General features: G+C 65.8%; 22 protein-coding genes and 1 tRNA gene. 18 read left to right on the plus strand and 5 right to left on the minus strand.

Going from position 1 to position 24,159, the window contains the following annotated elements; genetic code table 11:
• The first annotated feature begins 8 nt into the window (after positions 1-8).
• From AC51GT_RS18350 to AC51GT_RS18400, 11 genes are all read left to right on the plus strand, one after another.
• Complete coding sequence (locus AC51GT_RS18350) at positions 9-203, plus strand: antitoxin (protein WP_496327085.1); 195 nt, start codon at positions 9-11, stop codon at positions 201-203.
• 91 nt (positions 204-294) lie between these two features.
• Entirely contained in the window at positions 295-1,494 is a 1,200-nt protein-coding gene (locus tag AC51GT_RS18355) for a lipase family protein (protein ID WP_496329705.1), read from the plus strand.
• A 37-nt stretch (positions 1,495-1,531) separates the two neighbouring features.
• Entirely contained in the window at positions 1,532-1,969 is a 438-nt protein-coding gene (locus AC51GT_RS18360; RefSeq protein WP_496329706.1) for a type II toxin-antitoxin system Rv0910 family toxin, read from the plus strand.
• Positions 1,970-2,075: 106 nt separating this feature from the next.
• On the plus strand, positions 2,076-3,746 hold the full coding sequence (locus AC51GT_RS18365; protein ID WP_496329707.1) for a substrate-binding domain-containing protein: 1,671 nt from the start codon (positions 2,076-2,078) through the stop codon (positions 3,744-3,746).
• 96 nt (positions 3,747-3,842) lie between these two features.
• Positions 3,843-4,340, plus strand: coding sequence for an FMN-binding protein (locus tag AC51GT_RS18370; protein ID WP_496327089.1), 498 nt, complete (start codon positions 3,843-3,845; stop codon positions 4,338-4,340).
• A 93-nt stretch (positions 4,341-4,433) separates the two neighbouring features.
• Complete coding sequence (locus AC51GT_RS18375; RefSeq protein WP_496329708.1) at positions 4,434-4,937, plus strand: FMN-binding protein; 504 nt, start codon at positions 4,434-4,436, stop codon at positions 4,935-4,937.
• A 13-nt stretch (positions 4,938-4,950) separates the two neighbouring features.
• Positions 4,951-5,811: an FAD:protein FMN transferase gene (locus AC51GT_RS18380; protein WP_496329709.1), complete on the plus strand. Its 861-nt coding sequence runs from the start codon at positions 4,951-4,953 to the stop codon at positions 5,809-5,811.
• Positions 5,808-7,325 carry an oxidoreductase gene (locus AC51GT_RS18385; RefSeq protein WP_496329710.1) on the plus strand — a complete coding sequence of 506 codons (1,518 nt, stop codon included), beginning with the start codon at positions 5,808-5,810 and terminating at the stop codon, positions 7,323-7,325. Before AC51GT_RS18380 ends, AC51GT_RS18385 begins: the two co-directional genes overlap by 4 nt.
• A 133-nt stretch (positions 7,326-7,458) precedes the next feature.
• Complete coding sequence (locus tag AC51GT_RS18390) at positions 7,459-9,246, plus strand: hydroxysqualene dehydroxylase (RefSeq protein WP_496329711.1); 1,788 nt, start codon at positions 7,459-7,461, stop codon at positions 9,244-9,246.
• A 79-nt stretch (positions 9,247-9,325) separates the two neighbouring features.
• Entirely contained in the window at positions 9,326-9,991 is a 666-nt protein-coding gene (locus tag AC51GT_RS18395; protein ID WP_496329712.1) for a TetR/AcrR family transcriptional regulator, read from the plus strand.
• The gene (locus tag AC51GT_RS18400) at positions 9,942-11,162 is read left to right on the plus strand and encodes an oxygenase MpaB family protein (RefSeq protein ID WP_496329713.1); all 1,221 of its coding nucleotides are present in this window, start codon (positions 9,942-9,944) and stop codon (positions 11,160-11,162) included. Before AC51GT_RS18395 ends, AC51GT_RS18400 begins: the two co-directional genes overlap by 50 nt.
• Positions 11,163-11,173: 11 nt before the next feature.
• Here the strand turns inward: AC51GT_RS18400 and AC51GT_RS18405 are convergent, their stop codons facing one another.
• Positions 11,174-12,148 (minus strand): proline dehydrogenase family protein, encoded by a 975-nt coding sequence (locus AC51GT_RS18405; RefSeq protein ID WP_496329714.1) that lies wholly within the window; start codon positions 12,146-12,148, stop codon positions 11,174-11,176.
• On the minus strand, positions 12,145-13,794 hold the full coding sequence (gene pruA / locus AC51GT_RS18410; protein WP_496329715.1) for an L-glutamate gamma-semialdehyde dehydrogenase: 1,650 nt from the start codon (positions 13,792-13,794) through the stop codon (positions 12,145-12,147). The genes AC51GT_RS18405 and pruA overlap by 4 nt, the downstream gene beginning before the upstream one ends.
• 93 nt (positions 13,795-13,887) lie before the next feature.
• Between pruA and AC51GT_RS18415 the strand changes: the two genes are divergently transcribed.
• Complete coding sequence (locus AC51GT_RS18415) at positions 13,888-15,480, plus strand: PucR family transcriptional regulator (protein ID WP_496329716.1); 1,593 nt, start codon at positions 13,888-13,890, stop codon at positions 15,478-15,480.
• 91 nt (positions 15,481-15,571) lie between these two features.
• Here AC51GT_RS18415 and pgfA read toward each other — a convergent pair whose 3' ends face one another.
• Positions 15,572-16,744, minus strand: coding sequence for a cell envelope lipid trafficking protein PgfA (gene pgfA, locus AC51GT_RS18420; RefSeq protein WP_496329717.1), 1,173 nt, complete (start codon positions 16,742-16,744; stop codon positions 15,572-15,574).
• A gap of 187 nt (positions 16,745-16,931) precedes the next feature.
• Between pgfA and AC51GT_RS18425 the strand changes: the two genes are divergently transcribed.
• Positions 16,932-17,007: transfer RNA gene (locus tag AC51GT_RS18425), tRNA-Arg, on the plus strand.
• Between the two features lie 349 nt (positions 17,008-17,356).
• The gene (locus AC51GT_RS18430) at positions 17,357-18,643 is read left to right on the plus strand and encodes a family 1 glycosylhydrolase (protein WP_496327100.1); all 1,287 of its coding nucleotides are present in this window, start codon (positions 17,357-17,359) and stop codon (positions 18,641-18,643) included.
• Here the strand turns inward: AC51GT_RS18430 and AC51GT_RS18435 are convergent.
• A complete protein-coding gene (locus AC51GT_RS18435; protein ID WP_496329718.1) occupies positions 18,540-19,583 on the minus strand; it encodes a hypothetical protein in 1,044 nt (347 codons plus the stop codon). The two genes, AC51GT_RS18430 and AC51GT_RS18435, sit on opposite strands and share 104 nt — an antisense overlap.
• 181 nt (positions 19,584-19,764) lie before the next feature.
• Here AC51GT_RS18435 and AC51GT_RS18440 point away from each other — a divergent pair, with 181 nt between their 5' ends.
• Together AC51GT_RS18440 and cobF are read left to right on the plus strand one after the other, a co-directional pair.
• Positions 19,765-20,571, plus strand: coding sequence for an SDR family oxidoreductase (locus AC51GT_RS18440; protein WP_496329719.1), 807 nt, complete (start codon positions 19,765-19,767; stop codon positions 20,569-20,571).
• A 4-nt stretch (positions 20,572-20,575) separates the two neighbouring features.
• Complete coding sequence (cobF, locus tag AC51GT_RS18445) at positions 20,576-21,346, plus strand: precorrin-6A synthase (deacetylating) (protein WP_496329720.1); 771 nt, start codon at positions 20,576-20,578, stop codon at positions 21,344-21,346.
• Positions 21,347-21,434: 88 nt separating this feature from the next.
• On the opposite strand, the gene AC51GT_RS18450 is transcribed toward cobF, so the two are convergent.
• Positions 21,435-22,181 (minus strand): 3'(2'),5'-bisphosphate nucleotidase CysQ, encoded by a 747-nt coding sequence (locus AC51GT_RS18450; protein ID WP_496329721.1) that lies wholly within the window; start codon positions 22,179-22,181, stop codon positions 21,435-21,437.
• A 25-nt stretch (positions 22,182-22,206) separates the two neighbouring features.
• Here AC51GT_RS18450 and AC51GT_RS18455 point away from each other — a divergent pair, with 25 nt between their 5' ends.
• Positions 22,207-23,097 carry an Fpg/Nei family DNA glycosylase gene (locus AC51GT_RS18455; protein ID WP_496326541.1) on the plus strand — a complete coding sequence of 297 codons (891 nt, stop codon included), beginning with the start codon at positions 22,207-22,209 and terminating at the stop codon, positions 23,095-23,097.
• Positions 23,094-24,149, plus strand: coding sequence for a Ca2+-dependent phosphoinositide-specific phospholipase C (locus tag AC51GT_RS18460; RefSeq protein WP_496329722.1), 1,056 nt, complete (start codon positions 23,094-23,096; stop codon positions 24,147-24,149). Before AC51GT_RS18455 ends, AC51GT_RS18460 begins: the two co-directional genes overlap by 4 nt.
• The last annotated feature ends 10 nt before the right edge of the window (positions 24,150-24,159 follow it).

Here is a 24,159-nt window from a genome sequence, read left to right on the forward strand (position 1 = left end):
GACCGAACATGGATATCAAGGGTCTGATCAACAAGGGCAAGCAGACGCTGAGCAAGAACACCAAGGTCATCGACCAGGGTGCCGACGCCGTCAACAAGGCGACCAAGGGCAAGTACTCCGCCCAGGTCCGGAAGGGCGCGGACGCCGCGAAGAAGTTCGCGCAGGATGGCGGTTCGAATCCGGACCAGCCGAAGTCCCACTAGGACGGACCTGACGGTGGGCAGACGACGCGGCGAATAGAAGAACTTGAGACGCGCCCGGAGACCGGCGGTCCGGTGGGCCGGAGGTCTGCTGATGTCCGGTGTTCTGGTCCTCACGGCCTGTTCGAGCGGCGGAGACGATGGTGTGAATCCACCGTCTTCGCCGGCTTTGTCTGAATCATCGACAGTCCCGCCGCCACCACCACCGGCCCTGGCCGACCGCGGCGCGGTGTTGACGCAACGACCGTTCCAGGGCAGCAGCGTACTGGCCGACGCCGGCCGGATGCTGCGAGTCGTCTACCGCTCGACGGCCGGATATGCCGGTGGTTTCGGCACCGACGTGTCCGGGGTGATCGCCGTGCCGGCCGGTGTTCCGCCACCCGGTGGGTGGCCGGTCGTCGCGCTCGGCCACGGCACCACCGGAACCGACGTGAAGTGCGGTCCGTCCGATTATCCGGACCTGCTCGGCGAGGACGGCAACGTCGCGCGTCTGCTGGCTCGCGGATACGTGGTCGCCGCGAGTGACTACCAGGGACTCGGGACCAGTGTCGAGAGCCCGCGAACGCATCCCTATCTGGAACCGAACACTGCGGCGTACAACATGATCGACGCGGTGCGCGCAGCCCGCAACGTGGTTCCCGAAGCCTCCCGCACCTGGGCCGCAATGGGCGCATCTCAAGGTGGACAGGCCGCGTGGGCGGCTGCCGAGCACGCCGATGATTACGGACAGGGGCTCGACTTCGTCGGCTCGGCGGCGCTCGCACCGGCCGCCGATCTGTCTCCGATCACCGATGCGGGCCTCGATCTGGCCTACACCGACGCTCAGAAGATCTTCATCCCCAACCTTGTCGCGGGACTGCGTGAGGTGCACCCCGATCTCGATCCCGACGACTACATGCGCGGCGGCCTGGCCGCCGGGGCCGAGGCATTCACCTCGTGTGGCCCCACCTCGATGGCGGACAAGTTCTCCGCCGCCACGGACATCGAGCCCGGTGACGCCAGGATCGCCGACGAAGAGGCACTCGCGCGGCTCCGGGGGATCCTGAGCTCCGATGCGCTGCCCGCCGAACCGGCCGACGGCCCACTGTTCGTGGCCTACGGGGACAAGGACTCGATCATCCTGTCCGCCTGGACAACTGCCGCCCTGGAGCGCGCCTGTGCGCAGGGCGACGTGATCGAGATCGTTCGCAAGCCCGAGGGCGGGCACACCAATCTGGGTGTCACCGATGACGCCGTCGCATGGATCGCCGATCGGTTCGCCGGGCAACCCGCACCCGACACGTGCCCGGCGTGAGCGGTGAAGCCGGCGCCGGACCGCTAACGTCAGCGCCATGGCAAAGGTGAAGGACACGATAGAGGTAGGTGTGACGCCGGAGGCGACCTGGGAGCGGGTGCTGGATCTGTCGAGCTACGACGAATGGTTGACGCTCCACGAAGCCTGGCGCAGTCCGCTTCCTGGCCCGGATGAGATCGGCAAGGGCCTCAAGATGTCCTCTGTCATCGCCTCCCGGGGTACCCGGGTCAGGTTCGACTGGAAAGTCGACGCCTTCGATCCGCCCCATCGCGTCAGCCTGAAGGGCTCCGGTAAGGGGGGCGTCAAGGTGACGCTGATCCTCGCGGTGGACCCGGCACCGCAAGGCTCGAAACTGACCTTCGAGATAGAGCTCGGCGGGTTGGCCATGATCGGTCCGGTCGGCAAGATCACGGCCAAGGTTGTCAAGAGTGAGATCGAGTCGTCGCTGGAGAAATTTCACGATCTGTACGCCTGAGTGAAGACCCCTGGCACATTGCCGATTTCGGTTCCCAAATGATTGGCAACGCCTGGCGGTGACTGTGTATAGAATCCGGCGAACCTCGAAACAAGGGCGGTAACGGATGGGGCGGCATGGGGTCGACGGTAACGCTGAAGGCCAGTTCGGATTCAGCGGACACCGAGATGGCGACCGGGGGCACGGAACAGCGTGGATATTGGGGGCGCTGGTCATCGTGGCGCTGCTCGTCGCCGGTGTGATCCTGTGGCGCACGGTCGGGGATGGATCAGCGTCGGATTGCGACTCGCGGGAGTCGGTCGCGGTCATCGCGGATCCCTCGATGGCGGCCACCATCAAGCCACTCGCGGGTACCGCGTCGGGTGGCTCCTGTTACGACTTCACGGTGACGGCGGTCAGTGGTGCCAACGTTGCCGGGCAGCTCACCAAGGGCGAGGCGGCACCGGACCTCTGGATCGCCGATTCGACGACCCGGGCCCGCACGGTCACCGATCAGGCCCGCGTCGGCAACGATGTGATCGCCCCGTCAGTTGCTGCCAGTCCGGTTGTGGTGGCAGGAAAAGACGTTCCGCCCCTGCAGAACTGGGTCGAGGTGATGAAGTTGCCGGGGCTGCGGCTGGGCAATCCGATCGACTCGAGTACCGGTGACGCCCCGATCATCGGCGCGCTGGCCGCCGAGCAGGCCGGTGCCATCGACCGCAAGGCGTTCACCGACGCGATGACCCTGCTCGCGTTGCAGCAGGGCAACACGCGGGTCGGTGGAGACGCCGACGGAGACCGGCTCGCGCTCGCCGGGGTGGGCGACTTCCCGACCGTGGTCAGTGAACAGCATTTCATCGAATATCAGGTCGCTGATCCCACCAGCGCACTGTCGGCGTCCGTCCCGTCCGACGGCACGGTCGTCCTCGATTTCCCGATGCTCAACACGGCGTCGGCGGCCCGCAAGGACACGGCGGCCAAGGCCGGGCACGAGTTGCTCGAGGCGATCACGTCCGAAAACGGCGCCAAGACCCTGGCCGCCGCCGGATTCCGCACCGGCGTCGACGCACCGTCGCCTGAGGGAGGCGTTGGCGATGTGACCGTTCTCACATCTGCTGACCCGGAGCGTGAGGCGAAAGCGTTGCGGCAGTGGGCGGTGCTCGGTGTGCCGATTCGCACCCTGGTGGTCGAGGACGCCTCCGGGTCGATGGCGGCTCCCGCGGGCAACTCGACCCGGGCCCAGATGCTGGTCGAAGCCAGTCAGAACGGACTGAGACTGTTCCCCAACACCACGGCGATGGGTACCTGGCTGTTCTCCATCAACATGGGCGGCCGGGGGCAGGACTGGCTGCCGCTGGTGCCGATCGAACGCCTCGACACCGTCGGCGACGACGGGCGGACGCACCGCGAACGTGTGGAGGCCGAGCTCCTGACGTTCCCGGGCCGGGTGGGTGGCGCGACGGGTCTCTACGACACGACCCTGGCCGCGTACAAGGAGGTGCAGGACACGTATGACCCGAACTTCTCGAACAGCGTCATCCTGCTCACCGACGGACAGAACGAGGACGATGACTCCATCACTCTCGATGAACTCCTGGCCGAATTGAAAAGACTCGAGGACCCGGCTCGACCGGTGCTGATCCTGACCATCGGCATCACCGAGGACGCCGACGCGGCATCGCTGAAGAAGATCGCGGACGCCACTGGGGGCACCAGCTATATCGCCAAGACCCCGGCGGACATCTCGACGGTGTTCGTCGACGCGGTTGCCGCCCGGATCGAGGCCGCCGGCCGGTGATAGCGGGCGGATTACTGCCACGGAATAGGTGAGACTAACCTAACAAAATCGGTCAAAGCGGACCGTGGGCCGGATTGATACGGCACTATCGAGATCATGAGTCTCAAGGCGGCGTCTACCCGCACCCGAATTGTCAACGCAGGCAAGGCCGCCTCAGTTGTTGCTGCAGCAACCATGGTCGTCGCGGCGTGTGGCGGCGACAGCGACGACACGGCCGCTCCGGCTGCGGACTCGACTGCCGCCGAAACCGTCGCCGCGGGTGGGTCCGCTCCGGTGGCGGATGGGCAGTCGCCGTACCTCGATGGTGAGTACGCCGCAATCGGTGACTATCAGTCTCCGGGCGGCAAGCAGGAGATCGGTGTCACGGTCACGTTGTCGAACTCGGTCATCACCGCGTTGGCGCTCGACACCAGCAACACGACCGGTCCATCGGCGGATTTCCAGGGGAAGTTCAAGACCGGCGTGAGCGACCAGGGCCTCGTTGTCGGCAAGAGCATCGACGAATTGAGCGTGAGCAAGGTGTCGGGATCCTCTTTGACCTCCATCGGATTCAATGATGCGATTGATCAGATCAAGACCGAGGCGACAGCGTAAAAGGGCCCGCGGGTATGCCTGAGAACTGAGAGTCTCCTGAAAAACGGGATTCAAACGGACCACGGTCAAATTTCAGGGAGCACAATGGAAGCCATGACCTCGACATCATCGTCAGCAGTGAAGAATCGAATTGTCAACGCAGGCAAGGTTGCTGCGGTCATCGCGGCCACCGGCGCCGTGATCGCCGCCTGTGGCGATGACGGTGACAGCGGCTCGTCGGCCACCACAACCACCGCCGCAACCGGCGACTCCGCGGTCGCCGAAACGTCGACGGCGGCGGAATCCGGTACTGGGGCATCGCCGTACGCCGACGGCGAATACAGCGCCTTCGGTAGCTACCAATCGCCGGGTGGTCGGCAAGAGGTCGGCGTGACCGTCACGTTGTCGAACTCGGTGATCACCGCACTGACGCTCGATACCAGTCAGACCAAGGGCACGTCCGCGGAGTTCCAGGGCAAGTTCGCCGGCGGCATCGACGATCTGGTGGTCGGAAAGAGCATCGATGAGCTCGATGTGAGCAAGGTGTCGGGATCATCGCTCACCTCAGGCGGTTTCAACGACGCCATCGAGCAGATCAAAACCGAAGCCCAGGGCTGACGCCTCCACGACGGTGACAAATCCGACGGTCTGGGAGTTCGAGGCACTCGGCACGGCGTGGGACGTGACCTTGCCGGTGCCCATCCCTGATGACCTCAGGGCCGAGATCACGCACGAGCTCAACCGAATCGATCAGGTGTGGTCGCGGTTTCGCGCGGACTCGACGGTCGCTCGGATGGCATCGCGCGCCGGCCGGTATCCGATTGCCTCGACCGATCAGCCGATGATCGACCTGTATCGCGAACTCTACGAGCTCACCGACGGCAAAGTGACACCGTTCGTCGGCCAGACGCTCGACGACGCCGGATATGACGGCGATTATTCGCTGCGGCCGGCGGAACATGTTGCCGCCGTCCCGTTGTGGGACGACATACTGGCCAGTTGGTCCGGTGGGCTGGAACTCGTCAGGCCTGCCCTGATCGATGTGGGTGCCACCGGTAAGGGATTTGCCGTCGACCGGGTCGCCGGTCTGATCGCCGCCCGCGGGTTCGAGAGTTATCTCGTCAACGGCAGCGGCGACATCGCGGCCGGATCACAATGGCACCGAATCGCGTTGGAGCATCCGGTCGATCCGACCAAAGCCATCGGCACGGTGGTGATCGAGGGCAACGCGATCTGCGGATCGGCGAGCAATCGCCGGGCGTGGGCCCAGTGGCATCACATCATCGATCCGACCACCTCAGCACCCACCCGAGAAGTCCTGGCCACCTGGGCCATTGCCGACGACGCGATGACCGCCGACGGCCTGTCGACCGCGTTGTTCTTCTGTCCACCTCAGAAACTCTTGAGCCGCTTTCGGTTTGACTATGTGGTGGTGCGGGCGAACGGCACCGTGGAACATTCGCATGCGCGAGAACTGGAGTTGTTTCTGTGAGGTACCTACGGCTTGTCGACCGGCTCTCGATGTACCGGTTCGTGTTGCTCGCCCTGGTGGTGCTGGCCGTCTACTCGATTGCCGTGGCGGCAACCGACGTCGACTTCCAATACACCGCAACAGAGTTGGTCGGTTCGCTGGCGATCCTGGTGGTCGTCTGTGCCGCTGTCACATACCTGTGCGCGGCGATCGTCCGGGTACCACCGGGTAGTGAATCCTGGCTGATCACCGCATTGATCCTGTTCTTCATCTTCCCGGGTCTGACCGACTCGGATACCGCCTGGGGTCTGGTGCTGGCTGCGACCATCGCGAGTGCGTCGAAGTATGTGCTGGCGATCAGACGTCGGCACATCGTGAATCCGGCCGTGGTGGGCGCGGTGGTCAGCTACCTGTTCGCGTACTTCTCGGTCGGCTACTTCGCGTACCCGATCTGGTGGGTGGCCGCGGACGCCTTGCTGATCCCGATGATCGTGATCGGCGTAGCGGTCGTCTGGAAGCTCCGCGACTGGTGGATGGCCGGCGTCTTCCTGCTCGCCTCGGTGATCACGATCATCGTGGTGGCGCTCGACGACGGAACGCCGGTCGGCGATGCCCTCGATCTGAGTTTCCAGTCGACACCGTTGCTGTTCGTTGCGGCGATCATGCTCACCGAACCGTTGACCTCACCGGCCACCCGCATCGCGCAGGGGATCTACGCGGCCGGCGTCGGCGTGCTCATGTACTGGGGTCAGACGTTCGAGATCACCTCCGACTACACCCTGGCCTTTGTCCCGGAGATCGCCCTGCTCGCGGGCAGTCTGTTCACCTTCATCGTCGCCCGCCGCTGGCGGCGTCCGGTGTTGACGGTCACCTCGGTGCAACCGATCGGTGTCGACACCTACGAGGTGCTCGCGTCGCCGGGGCTGCGTTTCCGGCCCGGCCAGTGGGCTCAGATCTCGGCGCCGACCTGGAATCCGGCACCCGACAAGCAGGGCACGCGACGAGTGTTCTCGCTCGCCGGTGCGCCGGGCGAATCCGCCACCCGCTTCGGCTTCACCGCCGCAGGCAACGTCTCGGCGTTCAAGCAGCGGCTGATCGAGGGTGGATCCGGCGCGAAGTTGTACATCGACGAGGTCGGCGGCGACTTCACGTTGCCCCGCACGCTGTCGGCGCCGATGGTGTTCATCGCGGGCGGTATCGGGGTCACCCCGTTCCGATCGATGCTCGCCGATCTGCTGGACCGCGGCGCGGACCTTTCGAAGGTCTCGATGATCTATGCGGCCAACGGCGACGATCGGCTGGTGTACACCGATGTTCTCGACGCGGCCCGTGCGGCCGGCGCCACGGTCGTGACCGTCACCGGTGGATTGGTCGGCGCCAACGACATCGCCGCTGTGGCGCATCCCGGATCGCACTACTACCTCTCGGGTCCGCCGGCGATGCTCGACGCCCTCAAACCGATGCTGCTGCGTGCCGAACCCGGACTGCGGTGGCAGCCCTGGCGTCTGCACACCGACCGATTCATCGGGTACTGACCACCCGAGTTCTTCGAATTCGCCACCCCAGCTCGATGCAACAGTGTATCTATATATGTTGCATTGACTTGTTGCGATGAACAGACGGCGGCACTGACCGGACGTGCCGCCGGTCGAATGCAGGGGGTTTCCCATGGCGAATCCGGGTGTGCCCCGTCGTGCGGTGTTACGTGGCATGGCGGCAGGTTCAGCAGCGCTGGCAGGAGCGGCCGCGGCCGGACGGTGGGGTCTCGGGCCGGCCCACACCGCGCCCGCCGCGCGCCGGGTGGCGGTGCTCGGCGGGGGAATCGCCGGGCTGACCGCGGCACACGAATTGGCCGAGCGCGGATATGAGGTCACCGTCTACGAGCGACGTGCGCTCGGGGGCAAGGCCCGCAGTATGGGCGCCACCACCATGCCGGTCGCCGGTGGTCGGCGGCCGCTGCCCGGCGAGCACGGTTTCCGGTTCTTCCCCGGGTTCTATCAGGCGGTCCCGGACACCATGCGGCGAATACCGTTCCCCGGCAACCCGAACGGGGTCCGGGACAACCTCGTGCCTGCGCTCACGGCGACCGGGGTCTACGAGGGCCCGGAGATCACCGCGCCGTTCGCCCTGGATTTCAATGCGATCGGGTTGGCAGCGCATCCGGAGCGCTTGGCGAAGACGATGCTCGGTGGTTTGATTTACGCCCCACGGCTGCCATATCTCGATCTGCTGGGCTTGGCCCAGCGCCTGCTGGTGTACTTCACCAGCTGTGATGAACGCCGTTACGGACAATACGAATACCAGTCGTTTGCCCAGTTTGCTCGCGGCGTCAACGCGCATCCGAGCTATATGTGGGTCATCTCCACCGTCACCCGGACCCTGGTCGCGGCCAAGGAGAACATCGCCAGTGCCCGCACCATGTGCAACATGGCCGAGGCCTTCCTGCTGAACCTGATCAACCGTGGCGCGCAAGGCTTTCCGGACATGGTGCTCAACGCGCCCACCAATGAGGCCTGGATGGACCCGTGGGTGGCGCATCTGACCGGTCTCGGTGTCCGCTTCGAGGTCGGCAGCACGATCGCGTCGCTCACCACCGATGGTGGGCGGATCCGCTCGGCACGAATCGTGGGTGCCGACGGGAGGCCGGGGGAGGTGGAGGCGGACTGGTTCGTCGTCGCGGTGCCGCCGGAGCGGGTGCTGCCACTGCTGGGGTCGGAGATCCTGCGTCTGGATCCGTCGCTGGAGCGCCTCGCCAAGCTGTACGTGGACTGGATGACCGGTATCCAGTTCTACCTCGACGTCAACGAGCCGATCGCGCCCGGACACATCGGTTTCATCGAGTCGCCGTGGCGGCTCACCGGCATCCAGCAGGGCCAGTTCTGGCCCGGCCGCGACATCGCCCGCGATTACGGCGACGGCACCGTCCGCGACATCCTCTCGATCGACATCTCCGAATGGAACGCACCGGGTTCGCTGACCGGCAAGACGGCGAAGCAATGCAGTCCGCAGGAGATCGCGCGGGAGACCTGGCACCAGGTCGTCACCACCCAATCCGGACGACTGCTGTTGCCGGACAAGCTGACCGATGCGAATCTGCGCGGTTGGTACCTCGATCCGGGTATCGGCTGGAACCCGCAGACGGGGGTGATCAGCAATGAGGATCCGCTGCTGATCAACACGGCCGGGTCATGGGACAACCGGCCGAACGCCCCGACGGCGATCCCCAATCTGTTCCTGGCCGGTGATTACTGCCGTAGCCAAATCGACCTGGCCACGATGGAAAGCGCGAACGAGGGTGGCCGCAATGCGGCGAACGCGGTGCTGGACGCCTCGGGTTCGAACGCGCCGCGGGCCCGGTTGTGGCCGCACGTGACCATCGCCGAGTTCGACGGTGCCCGTCGGCTGGACCAGGACCGTTGGCGCGCAGGCCAGCCCAACGTCCTCGACCTCCCGTGACTCCGGGCGCCGAGTTCCCGGGGAGGTGGCAGGTCTTCGACCGTTGCCCGCGATGCAACAGAATTTGTAGGGTTGTCACATGACGCCGGAGCGCGATGAAGTGGACGAGAAGATCTTGGATGCCACCCTCGAGCGGATCCTGCAGGTCGGGATCCGCCGGGCCAGTCTCGAGGACATCGCGCGCCGGGTGGGGATGAATCGAGCCACCATCCACCGCCGCTTCATCGGCAAGGACAACCTGATCGAAGCGGTCATCGAACGGGAAACCCGCCGCATGCTCGCCGAGGTCACCGCGATCGCCACGACGGCACCGGGTATCGATGCGCAGATCGAGGACACCATGCTGCATGTGTTGCTGCAGACCAGGATCCACACCCTGGTCACGCAGTTGCTGCGGGTGGCACCGGAGGAGGCGCTGAGCTTCTACACCGTCCAGGGCGAGCGGCTGGTCGGGATCGGTATCGACTACATCGTCGGGATGCTCAACCACGCGCAGCAGGCCGGCCTGATCGATCGCTACGATCCGCGTCCGGTCGCCGAACTCGTTGCGAGGCTGTCGCATTCACTGATGCTCACCCCGGGCAGCGGGGGAAGTGTGGACTTCTCCGATACCGAACAGGCCCGCGCATTCGTTCGTACCGCCATCGTGCCGCTCATCAAACACGGCATCGTCTCATCGCCGGAGGAGGACCGTGATGACAACGTCCCAGGCCGTTCCCACGCGCCATCCCGACCGACCCCGTAAGGCACCCGGGCTCGGACCCCTCGCCGTGCTGTTCGGGATCGGAGAGCCCTCCGAACAGCGCTGGCAGGAGCTGGGCAGGTCACTGCTCGTCGGTGACGAACCGATGGACCGGTTGGTCGAGTGGATGGTCGCCGAAGGCATGGTGTCGACCCGTCCGCTGTTCGAGCAGGCGGTCCGGTCCGGTATCGACAGCGTCCCGCACGCGCCGATGCCGTTGCGGTCGTTCTTCGAGATGGTCGAGGACACCCCGGACTGGGTTGAAGTCGGCCAATTGCGCCTCGGCGAACGGGTCTTTCGTTCGGGTGGCGCCGACTCGGTCTATTTTGCCCGCGACGTGTCGTTCCTCGGCGGATACCTGGCCTCCGGTTTCAACAAGACCCTGATCCGCACGGGCGCACTGGAAACCGGGCCGGCCCGGCGGTTCGCCGAGACGCTGCAATGGGCCATGGACATCTCCGATGACCACGGCATGGACAAGTTCGGGCCGGGTTACCGCTCGACCCTGCACGTACGTCTGATCCATTCCCTCGTCCGCCGCCATGTCGCCGACATGCCCGACTGGCGCAGCGAGGACTGGGGACTACCGATCAACCAGACCGACATGGCGGCCACCCTGATGGGGGCGCTACTCGCACCATTTGTCGGCGGGATGGCCTTCGGCCTCATTCCCACCCCCGGCGAAGCGGCCGCCGCGGCCCACCTGTCCCGCTATGTCGGCTGGCTCATCGGTGTCGAGGATCAGTGGTTGCCGCACAGCTTCGGTGACGGCGTCGCGTTGCTGCATCATTGCCTCGGCGCCATCACCAACCCCGACGAGACCACACGTCGGCTGGCCCTGCCCATGCTCGACGATCCGCTGAACTGGGACTACCCGAACCTGGCCGGACTGCGCGGCCGCATCGCCCGAGCCCAGCACCTCTCGGTGACCAGCGCGTTCCTGGGACCCAGGGCGATGAAGACCCTCGGGCTGCCGGCCTGGGTACCACCGTGGTACCCGGCGCTGCGGATCCCGGTGAACCTGGCGCGCAGTGCCTGGTTCCGGGTGACACCGGGCGGTGCGGAACGCGCCGCGGTGCGGGGCCGCCGCGAACAGGAGGCATTCCTGCGACGGCTCATCGGCGACACCGACGCCGTCGTCGGACAATCGGCGTCTGAGCAGCCGGCCGGGTGACCGAGAGCCGTTCAATCGGGCGAGACGAGGGCCCGTAGGAAGAACATCAGATTGGCGGGGCGCTCGGCCAGCCGGCGCATGAAGTATCCGTACCACTGGGAACCGAACGGGACGTACACCCGGATCCGGCGCCCGGCCCGGACCAGGCGCTCCTGCTCGGAACCCCGTACGCCATAGAGCATCTGGTATTCCCACTCGTCGGTGCTGCGACGGGAGTCGGCGGCCATCTGCTCGGCGGCTGCGATCATCACCGGGTCGTGGCCGGCGACCATCGGATAGCCGTCGCCCTCCATCAAGACCTTCAGACAGCGCAGGTACGCAGCGTCGACGTCACGAGAGCTCTGGTGGGCCACGCTCGCAGGTTCGGCGTAGGCGCCCTTGCACAACCGGATTCGTGAACCCGGCCCGGCGAACTCGTGGCAGTCCTCCTCGGTGCGGCGCAGACAGGACTGCAGAACGGTGCCCAGATCGGGGAAGTCGGTGCGCAATTCGCGGACGATCCGCAGGGTTGAGTCCGTGGTGGTGTGATCCTCGGCGTCGACGGTCACCCACACCCCGGCCGCGGTGGCGGCGGAGGTGATCCGGTGGGCGTTCTCCAGGGCGATTTTCTCTCCATGTCGGGGCAGAGCGCTTCCCAGCGAAGACAACTTCAGTGATATCTCCATCGGATGTCCTGACGATGCCGAATTATGTTCTGCTGCATCGATTCCGGAGAGCATCCCGACCAGTTGCAGATACGCGGACACGGTGAGTTCGGCCTGTGCCTCGTCGGTGGTGTCCTCGCCGAGATGGTCGACGGAGATCATCCGGCCGGCGCCGAGCAGGGCCTGGCCCGCCTCGATGACATCGGCGTGGGTCTGGCCCGCAACGAAGCGCTGCACAACGTTTCGGGTGATCGGTAGCCGTTCGCCGGCCCGTTTGATCCGCTCGCTGCGCCCTGCCGAGAGGAGGATGGCGCGGCTTGCGGTTGCCAGCGGGCCGCTCATCGGTCATCGTCTGGGTCGTCGGCCATGTGCGGATAGGCCGCCGAGGTCGCCGGGATGAACGTCTCCTTGATGGTCCGGGTCGAGGTCCAGCGCATCAGATTCTGTTTGGATCCGGCCTTGTCGTTGGTGCCCGAGGCGCGCCCGCCACCAAAGGGCTGTTGTCCGACGACCGCGCCCGTGGGCTTGTCATTGATGTAGAAGTTGCCGGCGGCATTGCGCAGCCCCGACATCGCAGCGGCGACCGCGGACCGGTCGTCGGCGATGACGGCGCCGGTGAGAGCGTACCGGGCCGTCGAATCGACTTGTTGCAGAATCGAATCGAACCCGTTGTCGGGATAGACGTGGACCGACAGGATCGGGCCGAAGTACTCGGTGCTGAACGCCTCGTCGGTCGGATCGTCGCCGAGCAAGACGGTGGGACGCACAAAGAAGCCGTCGGAATCATCGTGATCGGCACCGGCGGCGATGGTCAGGGACGGAACGGATTTGGCGCGTTCGATGGCCGCCGCCGATTTGTCGAAGGCGCGCTGGTCGATGACTGCGCCACCGAAATTGGTCAGGTCCCGCACATCGCCGTAGCTCAGGTCGTTCGCTTCGGCGAGGAAGTCGTCGCCCATCGTGTCCCACACCGAGCGCGGGATGTAGGCCCGCGATGCGGCCGAACACTTCTGGCCCTGATACTCGAACGCGCCCCGGATCAGCGCGGTCTTCAGTACGTCGGCGTCGGCCGAAACATGCGCGAGGACAAAGTCTTTGCCACCGGTCTCGCCGACCAGCCGGGGGTAGCCCCGGTAGCGGTCGATGTTCGACCCGACCTCACGCCACAGCCGCTGAAAGGTCTTCGTCGAACCGGTGAAATGGATTCCGGCCAGATTCGGATCACGCAGGGCCACATCGCTGACCGCGATTCCGTCACCGGTGACGAGATTGATGACACCCGGGGGCAATCCCGCCGCTTCGAGCAGCTTCATCGTCAGATACGCCGAAAAGGTCTGTGTGGGTGCCGGTTTCCAGACCACCGTGTTGCCCATCAACATGGGGGCGGTGGGCAGGTTTGCGGCGATGGCGGTGAAGTTGAACGGCGTGATGGCGTAGACGAACCCCTCGAGGGGTCGGTGATCGAGTCGATTCCACACCCCGGGGCTCGAGACCGGCTGTTCGGCGAGTATCTCGCGGGCGAATCCGGCGTTGAACCGCCAGAAGTCGACCAGTTCGCAGGGTGCGTCGATCTCGGCCTGCTGCACCGTTTTCGACTGTCCGAGCATGGTGGCGGCCGCGATCTTCTCGCGCCAGGGCCCGGACATCAGATCCGCGGCCCGCAGCAGGATCGAGGCGCGGGCATCGAAATCGGTCGCCGCCCACGCCGGTGCGGCCGCCAGGGCTGCGTCCACTGCGGCCCGGGCATCGTCGTGGGTGGCGTTCGTGAAGGTGCCCAGAACCTCGTGGTGGGCGTGGGGTTGCACCACCGGGGTCGGCGTACCGGCGCCGGTGACGTGGGCTCCGTTGATCACATGGGGCAGGTCGATCGGGCCGTCGGCGGTGAGAGTGTTCAGTTCGCTGATGATCCGTTGGCGTTCGGGCGATCCCGGGGCGTAGGTGTGCACGGGTTCGTTGTGTGCGCGTGGGGGTGTGGTGATGGCGTCCATCTACCCATCACAGCCGGGCTGTGCCGCGGAAACGATAGCCGACAGGCCAAAGAGTGTGCTTATCCTTGGTCCAGCTGAACAAGGGAGATGGCGATGTCCCAGCCCGGTTTACCGCCTTCGGTCACGCTGGGGCGTCTACTGCTGGCGTTGGACGGCACGCTGGTGACGCTGGTGGAGGCGCCGCAGGGTCTGGATCGGCCGGTGTCGTCGATGGCTTTGCTCGACGACGATGATCTTCACCTCGGCGTCGGCCGTGCGGCCCGCCGAGCCGACCTTGCACTGCTGGTCGGTATCGGTGCCGAACGGGTGATCACCTGGCTGGCAACGCTCGGGGCGCGGCCCCCCAGCGCGATCCTGGTCAAGTCGCCCACGGCAACGCTGGTACGCCGGGCGGCGGGTGCGGGCGTCGCGGTGGTCGCCGTCGATCCGCACGCCCGCTGGGAGCGGATCTACAACCTGATCGGGAGGGTGCTGGAGCAGGCGCGCGCCGGAACCGCGGAATCGATGGCCGGCGGTACCGCCGGCGATCTGTTCGCGCTGGCGCAGGCAGTCGCGGACCGGACCGGCGGACTGGTCAGCATCGAGGACGCCGACTCGCATGTGCTGGCCTACAGCACCTCCGGCGAGCACGCCGACGAATTGCGGCGCTTGTCGATCCTTGGCCGGGAAGGTCCACCGGAGATGCTCGACTGGCTGCGACAGTGGGGTGTTTTCGGTGCTCTGCGGGCCGGGACGGACGTGGTGTCGGTGGCCCGACGCGACGACCTCGGGCTCCGTCACCGACTGGCGGTCGGGATCCGGGGAGCCGGCGGCACGACGTATCTGGGAACCCTGTGGTTGCAACAGGCCGACGCCGACCTGGCGGTGGACTCCGCGGAGGTGATCGCCGGTGCATCCGCCGTCGCCGCCCGCATCATCGCGCAGTCGGCGGCGATGCCGTCCGTGCACGGCGAGCAGGTTCAGCGCTTGCTCGGCTTCCGGGGTGAGGGGGTGGACGTCACCTACCTTGCTCAGGCGCTGAACATTCCGGATGAGGGCCCGGTGGTTGTCGTCGGCCTGGCGGCCCGGGGACACGACGAGGGTCCGGGGGAGCAGAACCTGCCGGCGCTCACCTTGCACGCCAGCGCCTTTCGGCCCGACTCGGTGACCGCGGCGGTCGGCGGACGGGTCTACGTGCTGTTCCCGCAGACGAGCGGGGGGCCCGCGACGGTGCAGTGGGCACACCAGACCGTCGCGGCAGCCGAACGCAGGTTCGGTGTCCGGATCCGGGCGGTGCTCGCCGAAGGCGCCGGGGTGGCCGATGCGGCCAGATTGCGCGGCGAGGTGGACCGGGTGATCGACGCCGCGCGCCGGGAAGGCGCGCTCATCGACCCGGTCACCACCATCGAGCAGTCGCGGACGCCGGTGTTGCTCGGTGAGATCGTCGGATTGCTGGCCGCCAACCCCGAATTGGTCGATCCCCGGGTGACCGCACTGCGCGACTACGACGCCGCGCACGGGACCGAGTTGATGAGGAGCCTGCGGGCCTACCTGGACGCATTCGGCGATGTCCGGGCGGCGGCGGGCGAGTTGCACATCCACCCGAACACACTGCGGTACCGGTTGCGGCGAACCCGGGAATTGACGGGCCTGGATCTGTCCGATGCCGCGTCCCGGCTGGTCGTGGCCCTGGCCCTGCGCATCTGATCCGCGGACCCCCGGTCTGCAGATGACAAGAGCCCCCGAGCGTTCGCTCGAGGGCTCTTGCGGCGATCTGTCAGAGAGGCGACGTGCGAGGTCAGCTCCTGGGGAACTGCTCGGTGTTGTCGGTGACCGAGACCGGGGCCGGGGTCGGGCGCCGGAGCAGCAGGATCACACCTGCGATGAGGAGCAGTCCGCCGACGGTTCCGAGGATCGCCGGAAGGATCACCCCACCGAGGCGAAGCTGATCGACGTAACCGGAAGCCTTGTCCGACTGCCGTTCGACGGTGGCCTCGTCCCACTCCATGGTCGCGGCGAATGCGTCCATCTCGAATTCGCGGATCGGCGCGGCCAGATCAGGGTCTTCCCAGCCCGGAGACTTGAAGTACTGACGCTGCTCTTCCATGCCCTTGAGGATGGTGCCGGTCTGCGGTTCCACCCAGACGTGGCGGGTGGCCTTGGCGAAACGGTCCATCACGATCTTCTCGCCTGCCGGAACACCTTGGATACCCCACCAACTGGCCGGCATCTCCAGCGAGGTGCCCAGTGCGGGCTCCCCGTTCGGCGTCGGAAGTGTCACCTGATCGACCTCGGGAACATCGCTCACGAAGTGGTATGCGGTGAGGCCGTTGATCTCTTCTTCCTCGACGAACGTGGCGGTGACGTCCTGTCGGGAATTGGAGTCGTAGTAGATCTGGTCGGTCTTCTCGACGTCGAAGCCGAACTTGTACTGGTATCCCTCGCGAGGCGCTTCGACGAAGTTGTCGGTGTCCTCGATGGTCACCGTGCCTTCGGGTGCCTGGACGGTGTGGATGCGAGCGATGTTGCCATTCGGCGTGCTGGTGTCGCGATCGACAGACACGACGTCGACGTTCGAGGTGAGAACGGCATCTTCACAGGTGAGCTTGGCGTTGGCCGCCCCTGCGGTCGGTTCGTAGGTCTCGTCGCCGTCGCGGATCAGATCGATCATCACGGTCTGCCCGGACTGCAGTGTTGCCTGATCGGAGTTCGACGGGTTGATGATGATGCTGCGACGCTGCTGCGTCAGATGCGCATCAAGGACCTGTGCCTTCGGTTCGCTGACCGAACAGCGGTTGAAGACGCGTGCCGGGGTGTTGTTGTCATCGGTCAGTCCTGCCGGAACCGACGTCGCCACAGAGGTGATATCGAGGTCCAGAGGAACCACTTTGAGCTTGGGAACCAGCCACAACGGTACTGCGATTGCGGCGGTCACCAGGGCGATTCCGATGAAGATCAACGCCGGTGCCAAAATTTTCTTGATGTCATACCCCTCTCGAACGGCGACAAGCGAGTTAAGTATTACAGCAGTCATTGGAATGGTTACGCTTGGTTGCCGATTCCGGCATACCTCGCATCCCGCTCGGGGCGGGTACGGCGTTTCTTTGTGCCCGAACCCCGGTGTCGCCGACCGCGCAGGTAATGTCGTGACGCGAAGCGCCTTAGTAGCTCAGGGGATAGAGCAACCCTCTCCTAAAGGGTAGGTCGCAGGTTCGAATCCTGCCTAGGGCACCACTGCCTCCGCGGCCGGGTATCGCAGCAGTTCAGGACGGCAATCAACGGCTACGTACCCCGGGCATCTCCCGGGCCCACTCACCCGACTACCGCGCGGTGATGGCTCGGCGGCAGGGCGCGTTGGCAACGATGAGCCAGGCGGATCGGCCGCGCGCGAATTGTTGATGAACTCGATCGAATTCCAGATCTGACCTTGGTGATCAATTATGCTGAATTCGCCCGGCTGGTCGGGGGTCGATCGACTGGTGATGTTCGGTCCGCAGTGATCGACGGGGACCGGGTGCTCGAGAAGGTGCTGGCCAACCTGGCCTATGTGATGTGAGCGGGCAGCGAATCCTGGGTAGGGAAGATGCGACGACTGTTGGCGGTGATCCTTCCGCTGATATGTGCCATCGCGATTCCGGCCGCACCGGCGGCCGGCCAGGATCCCGGACTCGGGCCGGGCTTTCTCTGGGGCGTCGGGTCGGCCGGGTTTCAGTCCGAGGGCTCCTCTCCGGACAGCAACTGGTTGCGGTATTCGAACAGCGGTCGCGTCGACGAGCAGGTGGGCACCTCGGTCGATTTTCGGAATCGGTTCGAAGAGGACATCAACAATGCCAAGGCCATGGGCGTGAGCGTCTATCGGTTCAGCGTCGAGTGGGCGCGAATCGAGCCCTCGCCGGGCGTCTGGGATCAGCGCGAGCTCGAATACTACGACCGCGTGATGCACTACATCCTGCTGGCGGGGATGACGCCGATGATCACGTTGGACCACTGGGTGTACCCGGGGTGGGTCGCCGACCGCGGTGGCTGGAACAACCCGGAGATGGCGCAGAGCTGGCTCACGAACGCGCGCAAGGTCGTTGACCGCTATGCCCGGTTCGATCCCATCTGGGTCACCATCAACGAGCCGATGGTCTACACCTACCTCAAAGAACTGTCCTTCGGCGGTGTGGAAGCCCGAAACGTTCCGTTGATGCTCGATCAGCTGGTCCGAGTGCATCGCGACATCTACGACCACATCCACTCGATTCAGCCCGACGCCTGGGTGACATCGAACTCTGCGTATCTGCCGACCGTTCAGCCGGCGCTCGATGCGATGTTCCTCGACCGGATCGCCGACAAGCAGGACTTCGTCGGCATCGACTATTACTACTCGGTGGCGACAACCGACCTGAACACCTACAACGCCGCATCCGAGCAATTCTGGAAAGCGTCGTCGTCGGCCGATGGCCTCTACTACGCGTTGCGCTACTACGCGCGGAAGTTCCCCGGTATGCCCCTGTACATCGTCGAGAACGGCATCCCCACCGAGAACGGGCAGGCCCGCCCCGACGAGTACCGCCGAGAAGACCAACTGCGCGACGCGGCCTACTGGATCGCCCGGGCCCGGGCCGACGGGATGAACGTTGTCGGCTACAACTACTGGTCGATCACCGACAACTACGAGTGGGGCAGCTACACACCACGTTTCGGTCTGTACCAGGTGGATGCGACCTCGGATCCGAGCCTGACCCGCAGGCCCACCCCGGCCGTCGCCGCCTATTCCGAGATCATCGCCAACGCCGGCGTTCCGGCCAGTTATCGGCCCACCCGCCCGGCGGATTTTTGTTCTCTCGTGGATGCGCCGACGAGCTGCAGTCAGCCGGTACGTTGAACGAATCGTTGTCCCGACCGGACTCCGATTCATGGGCTCCTGCCGTGCCGGCCAGGTTCTCCTGGGCCGAACGTTCGGCCTCGGCGGACCCGAACATCGCCACGGCAACCGCGCCGAGAACCGCGAACGTGAATCCGGCGACGGCAACCCATTGCATGCCCGGCACCGTCGAGTCACCGAGCCAGAGCACCCCGACGATCCCGGGCGCCGTGGTTTCCCCCACAACCAGTGCCGCCGTCGACCCGTTCACCTCACCGAGCTGTAACGCCACGGTGTGCAGATAGAACCCTGCCGCACCGGCGATGGCGATCACCCAGGCGGCGGGATCGGTCAGCATGGTCGGCAGCGACAGAGGGTCGATGCCGTCGAGGATGCGCACGCCTATCACGACCGCACCGAACAGCAGGCCTGCCGAGGCACCGGCGGCAACCGACCCCGCTCGTCCCATCTTGCGAACCGTGAACAGGGACAGCAACACCAACACGATGGTGATCGCCAGTAGCGCCCAGTGCAACGAGGGTGGCGTCGAATATTCGGTCAGCGGCTGCGACGCGGAACCCAGGAGCAGCAGCGACAGCAGGACCGTGCCCATCGCGATGTAGTCGCGGGTGTGCAGCTTGATCCCGAGGAGCCGGACCCCGAGGACGGCCGTGACGATGAGGTTGCCGGCGACGATGGTCTGCGACAGGAACAGGGGCAGCATCCGGGCTGCGCCCGCCCCGGCCACGAAGCCCAGGACGTCGAATACCGCACCGGCGACGAAGACGCCGGTCATCGCGGTGGCCACGGTGGACCGCCAGGACGGGGACCCGGCCGCCGTGGACATCCGCTCATCACCGGCGTTCGCGCGTGCCGTCTGCCGTGCTCCGAGTGCCTGCATCACCGACGACAGGCCATAGCCCACCGCCGCGAGTACGGCCAAGCCCACTCCGAGCAACATTCGACTACCCCTTCGCGTGCACTTCTTGGGTGCACTTCTTGGGTGCAACACATCCAGGATGCTCAGGTATTTCCCAGGTTCGCCACTGATTTTTCCGGCTTCGCCACTGATTTTGCGTTGTTCGACCGACGCCGGGGGTGTGCAGGTGCTCTCCGGGAGAACCTGGACCTAGGGTTGAGCGATGAGCAAAACCGTGTTGATCACCGGCGTATCGAGCGGAATCGGCGCCGAAGTCGCCCGGCAGATGGTTGCCCGCGGACTGACGGTTCTGGGGACGAGCCGACATCCCGCTGCCATCGAGAATCCGATCCCCGGGGTGACCTACCTGGAACTCGACCAGAACGACCCGGCCAGTATCGCGCGGTGCGCCGACCATGCCGGTGCGGTCGACATCCTGATCAACAACGCCGGGCAGTCGCAGATGGGTCCACTCGAGGACACCCCGATGGAGGCCATCGAAAAACTGTTCGCCACCAATGTGTTCGGCCCGATCGCACTGACGAAGGCGATCCTCCCCGGGATGCGGGTGCGCCGGAGCGGCACCATCGTCATGGTCGGCTCGATGCTCTCCAGTTTCCCGCTGGCCTTCCGCTCGTCGTACGGTGCCACCAAGTCGGCGCTCAAGGCGTTCGCGGATGGCAGTCGACGCGAACTCGCGCCGTTCGGCGTGGCGATCTGCACGGTGGAACCGGGCACCATCGCCACCGGTATCGGTGATCGGCGGGAGTACTTCATCGCCGACGACTCGCCCTATCGCGGTGACTACGACACGGTCGCCGCGGCCACCCGCCGCAACGAGGATGCCGGTCTGGCCGTCGGGCCGATGGCGGAGGTGATCGTCGAGGCGGCGCTGGCGAAGGACCCGAAGCCGTTGTACGCCAAGGGGAACCGGGCGCCCATCGTCTTCGCGTTGCGCCGCCTGCTGCCGCGCCGCACCATCGGCGACATCACCGGCAGATTCCACGGACTCCCGAAGGCCAGGCCCTGACGACATGCGCACACTACTGGTCATCGGCATCGGGCCGGGCGATCCACGTCAGGTCACCATCGAGGCCATCGATGCGATGAAATCCGTCGACGCATTCTTTGTCCTCGACAAGGCGCCCGAACGCGGCGTGGCGGTCAAGCAGTCGCTGGTGGGTCTGCGCAAGGAGATCTGCGACCGTTACCTCGACGGGGGCTACCGGTTTGTCGAAGTCCCCGATCCAGCCCGGGACCGAAGTCCGGACGACTACGCGGCCGAGGTCCGGCGCTGGCACGATGCTCGCGCCGATCTGATCGAGCAGGCGCTGGCCGGGGAGCTGTCCGAAGACGGTGTCGGGGGAATCCTGGTCTGGGGTGATCCGGCGCTGTACGACAGCACATTGCGCATCGTCGACACGATCGTCGCGCGCGGGCGCCTGGAGCTCGACTACCGGGTGATCCCGGGCATCACGAGTTTTGCCTCGTTGACCGCTGCGCACAAGATCCTGCTCAACCGCATCGGCGAGCCCATCCACATCACCACCGGACGTCGACTGGCCGATACCCCGGCCGGGGCCGCGGCCAACCAGGTGGTGATGCTCGACGCCGATTGCACCTTTTTGCAGACGGCCGCGCCCGACGATCAGATCTGGTGGGGCGCCTACCTCGGGACGCCGGACCAGCTCCTGATCTCCGGCACCGTCGGTGAGGTCGGTGAGCAGATCCGGGAAACCAGGAACGCCGCCCGGGCGGACCACGGCTGGATCATGGACATCTACCTGCTCCGCAAACCCCGATGATGTGGCCTTTTGGCGGAGCCCACCTGGGCTTTTGTTCGCCAAAAGGGCACATCATTGGGGGTCGGGGGTCGGGGGTCGGGGGTTGGGGTCAGGCGATCTCGGCGAGGGCGGACAGGATCGGGTCGCGGAGTTCTGAGCGGCAGATGACGAAGTCGGGCATGAACGGGCTGCGGCGGTTGTATTCGAGTTCGGTGCCGTCGATGCGGCTGCAATGCAGTCCGGCGGCCCGGGCCACCCCGACCGGCGCGCAGTTGTCCCATTCGTACTGCCCGCCGGCGTGGACGTAGGCATCGGCGTCACCGCGGACGACGGCCATGGCCTTGGCGCCCGCCGAACCGATCGGGACCATGTCGAGTCCGAGGCGCTGTGAGACGTGGCCGGATTCGTAGGAGGCCCAACCGCGGGAGGCGACCATACGGCCGGTCAGCTCACCGGTGACGGTCGGCACGGTGTCGGTCGTGTAGATCTCGCCGGTGGCCGGCAGCGAGACCGCACAGTCCGCGGGCTGACCATCGATGGCCAGGGCGATGTGGACGGCCCAGTCGTTGCGTCCGGACGCGAACTCCCGGGTGCCGTCGAGCGGGTCGATGATCCAGACCCGGTCAGAGGTGAGTCGTTTGCCGGTGTCGGTGGCCTCTTCCGAGAGCACCGCGTCGGCCGGACGGTGCTGGGAGAGAACCGCACCGATCCAGGCCTGGGCCATTGCATCACCGACATCGCCGAGCAGATATCCGCTCAGCAGATGCTGATACCGGATGTCCACCAGGATCTTCCCGGCGCCTTCGGCCAACATCCTGGCCAACTCGGCATCGGTCACCGAACCACTGGAGCGCATCTGGTTACTAGAACATACTGTCCTCATGCCTGAGTTACCTGAGGTGCAGGCGATCGCCGACTATGTCGACGGCCGGGCTGCCGGATTACCGATTCGTCGCGTCGACGTGGCGTCGCTGGCGGTGCTCAAAACCGCCGATCCGCCGTATACGGCGCTGGCGGGACGGATCATCGAATCGGTGACCCGGATCGGGAAGTACCTGGTCATCACCACCGCCGCATCGGGTGACGGGGCCGACGGCGACGGACCGATCCACCTGATCATCCATCTGTCCCGGGCGGGTTGGCTGCGGTGGTCGGAGAATCTGTCCCCGGCGCCACCACGTCCGGGCGGCAAGGGGCCCATCGCGCTGCGCGTGCATTGCGGTCTGCCCGGTGAAGGATTCGACGTCACCGAGGCCGGCACCCAGAAACGGCTGGCGGTCTGGATCGTCCGGGACCCCGCCGAAGTGGAACGGATCAAGACACTCGGTCCCGATGTGTTGTCGCTGAACCGAGACGAACTGGCAGAGTTGCTGAAAACCTCGGGGGCGCGGATCAAGACGGTGCTGACCGATCAGAGAATCCTCTCCGGTGTGGGCAACGCGTACAGCGACGAGATCCTGCACACCGCCAAGTTGTCGCCCTTTGCGACCTCGAAAACGCTGACCCCCGAACAGGTCGACGCGCTGTACTCGGCGATCGGTGAGGTCCTGCGCGGTGCGATCGGGCGCCTCGAGGGCCAGGAGGTGGCAAAACTCAAGGGGGAGAAGAGGTCCGGTCTGCGGGTCCATGCCCGCACCGGTCTGCCCTGCCCGATCTGCGGTGACACCGTGCGGGAGGTCTCCTTCACCGACCGATCTTTCCAGTACTGCCCGACCTGCCAGACCGGTGGCAAGGTCCTGGCCGATCGCCGGATGTCGAGATTGCTCAAGTGAGTCGCGACCGCCTTCCGGCGGGTCTGCGGCTGGGCGAGATCCAGTTCATGGCCACCCACAACTCGTCGCACCGGTTGATGGCGCCCGACGAGCGATTCGGTGTGCTGATGGGATCGAATCTGGATTCGTACCGCTACGAACACCCTCCGCTCGATCGGCAGCTCGGTGAGCAGAACGTGAGGGGGATCGAACTGGACGTCTACCCCGATCCCGAGGGCGGGCGATACCGGCAACCGGTGGCGCGGGCGTGGCGGGGACGGGGACCCCGGCCCGAATCCCTTTGGGACGAACCGGGTTTCAAGATCATGCACGCCCCCGATGCCGACTATCGGACGAGTTGTCCGACGCTGCGGGGTGCCCTGCAGGCGGTGCGGCGCTGGTCGGCCGCGCATCCCGGTCATGTCCCGGTGGTGATCCAACTCGAGCTCAAGGGCCCCTGGCCCCGGACCGTGCTGTTCGGAGGTGCGCGGGTGCCGCGGTGGACACCGGAGATACTCGAACTGCTCGACGTGGAGATCCGGTCGGTCTTCGACGAGTCGGCGCTGCTCACACCCGACCGCGTCCGCGGCACCGCGCCCACCCTGGAACAGGCCGTGCTGGACTCGGGATGGCCCGCGGTGGACGACGTCCGCGGAACTGTCCTGGTTTTCTTCGATTACGGCGACCGCACCTACATCCGCGACAACTACCGGATCGGCAGGCCGAGTCTGGAAGGCCGCGTCGCGTTCACGACTCCACCTCCCGGACAACCGGATTCGGCGTTTATGATGCACAACGATCCCCGCGGTCAGGGCTTCCTCCGAATTCGTGAGTTGGTGAACCGTGGATATCTGGTCCGGACCCGATCCGATGACCCGGTCTCGACCGCCAAAGCCGATGACCACCGGCGCCCGATGTTGGCGCTGGCCTCCGGTGCCCACATGATCAGCACCGACTTCCCGGTGCCGGGGTTGGCGTTCCGTTGGGGCGACGGCACATTTGTGTCCCGGCTGCCGGATGGTTCGGCGGTGCGACCGAATCCGGTGACTGCGGCCGGCATCGGCGAAGGGTAGGTTGCCTGCC

It is taken from the genome of Williamsia sp. z34 (assembly GCF_059553395.1).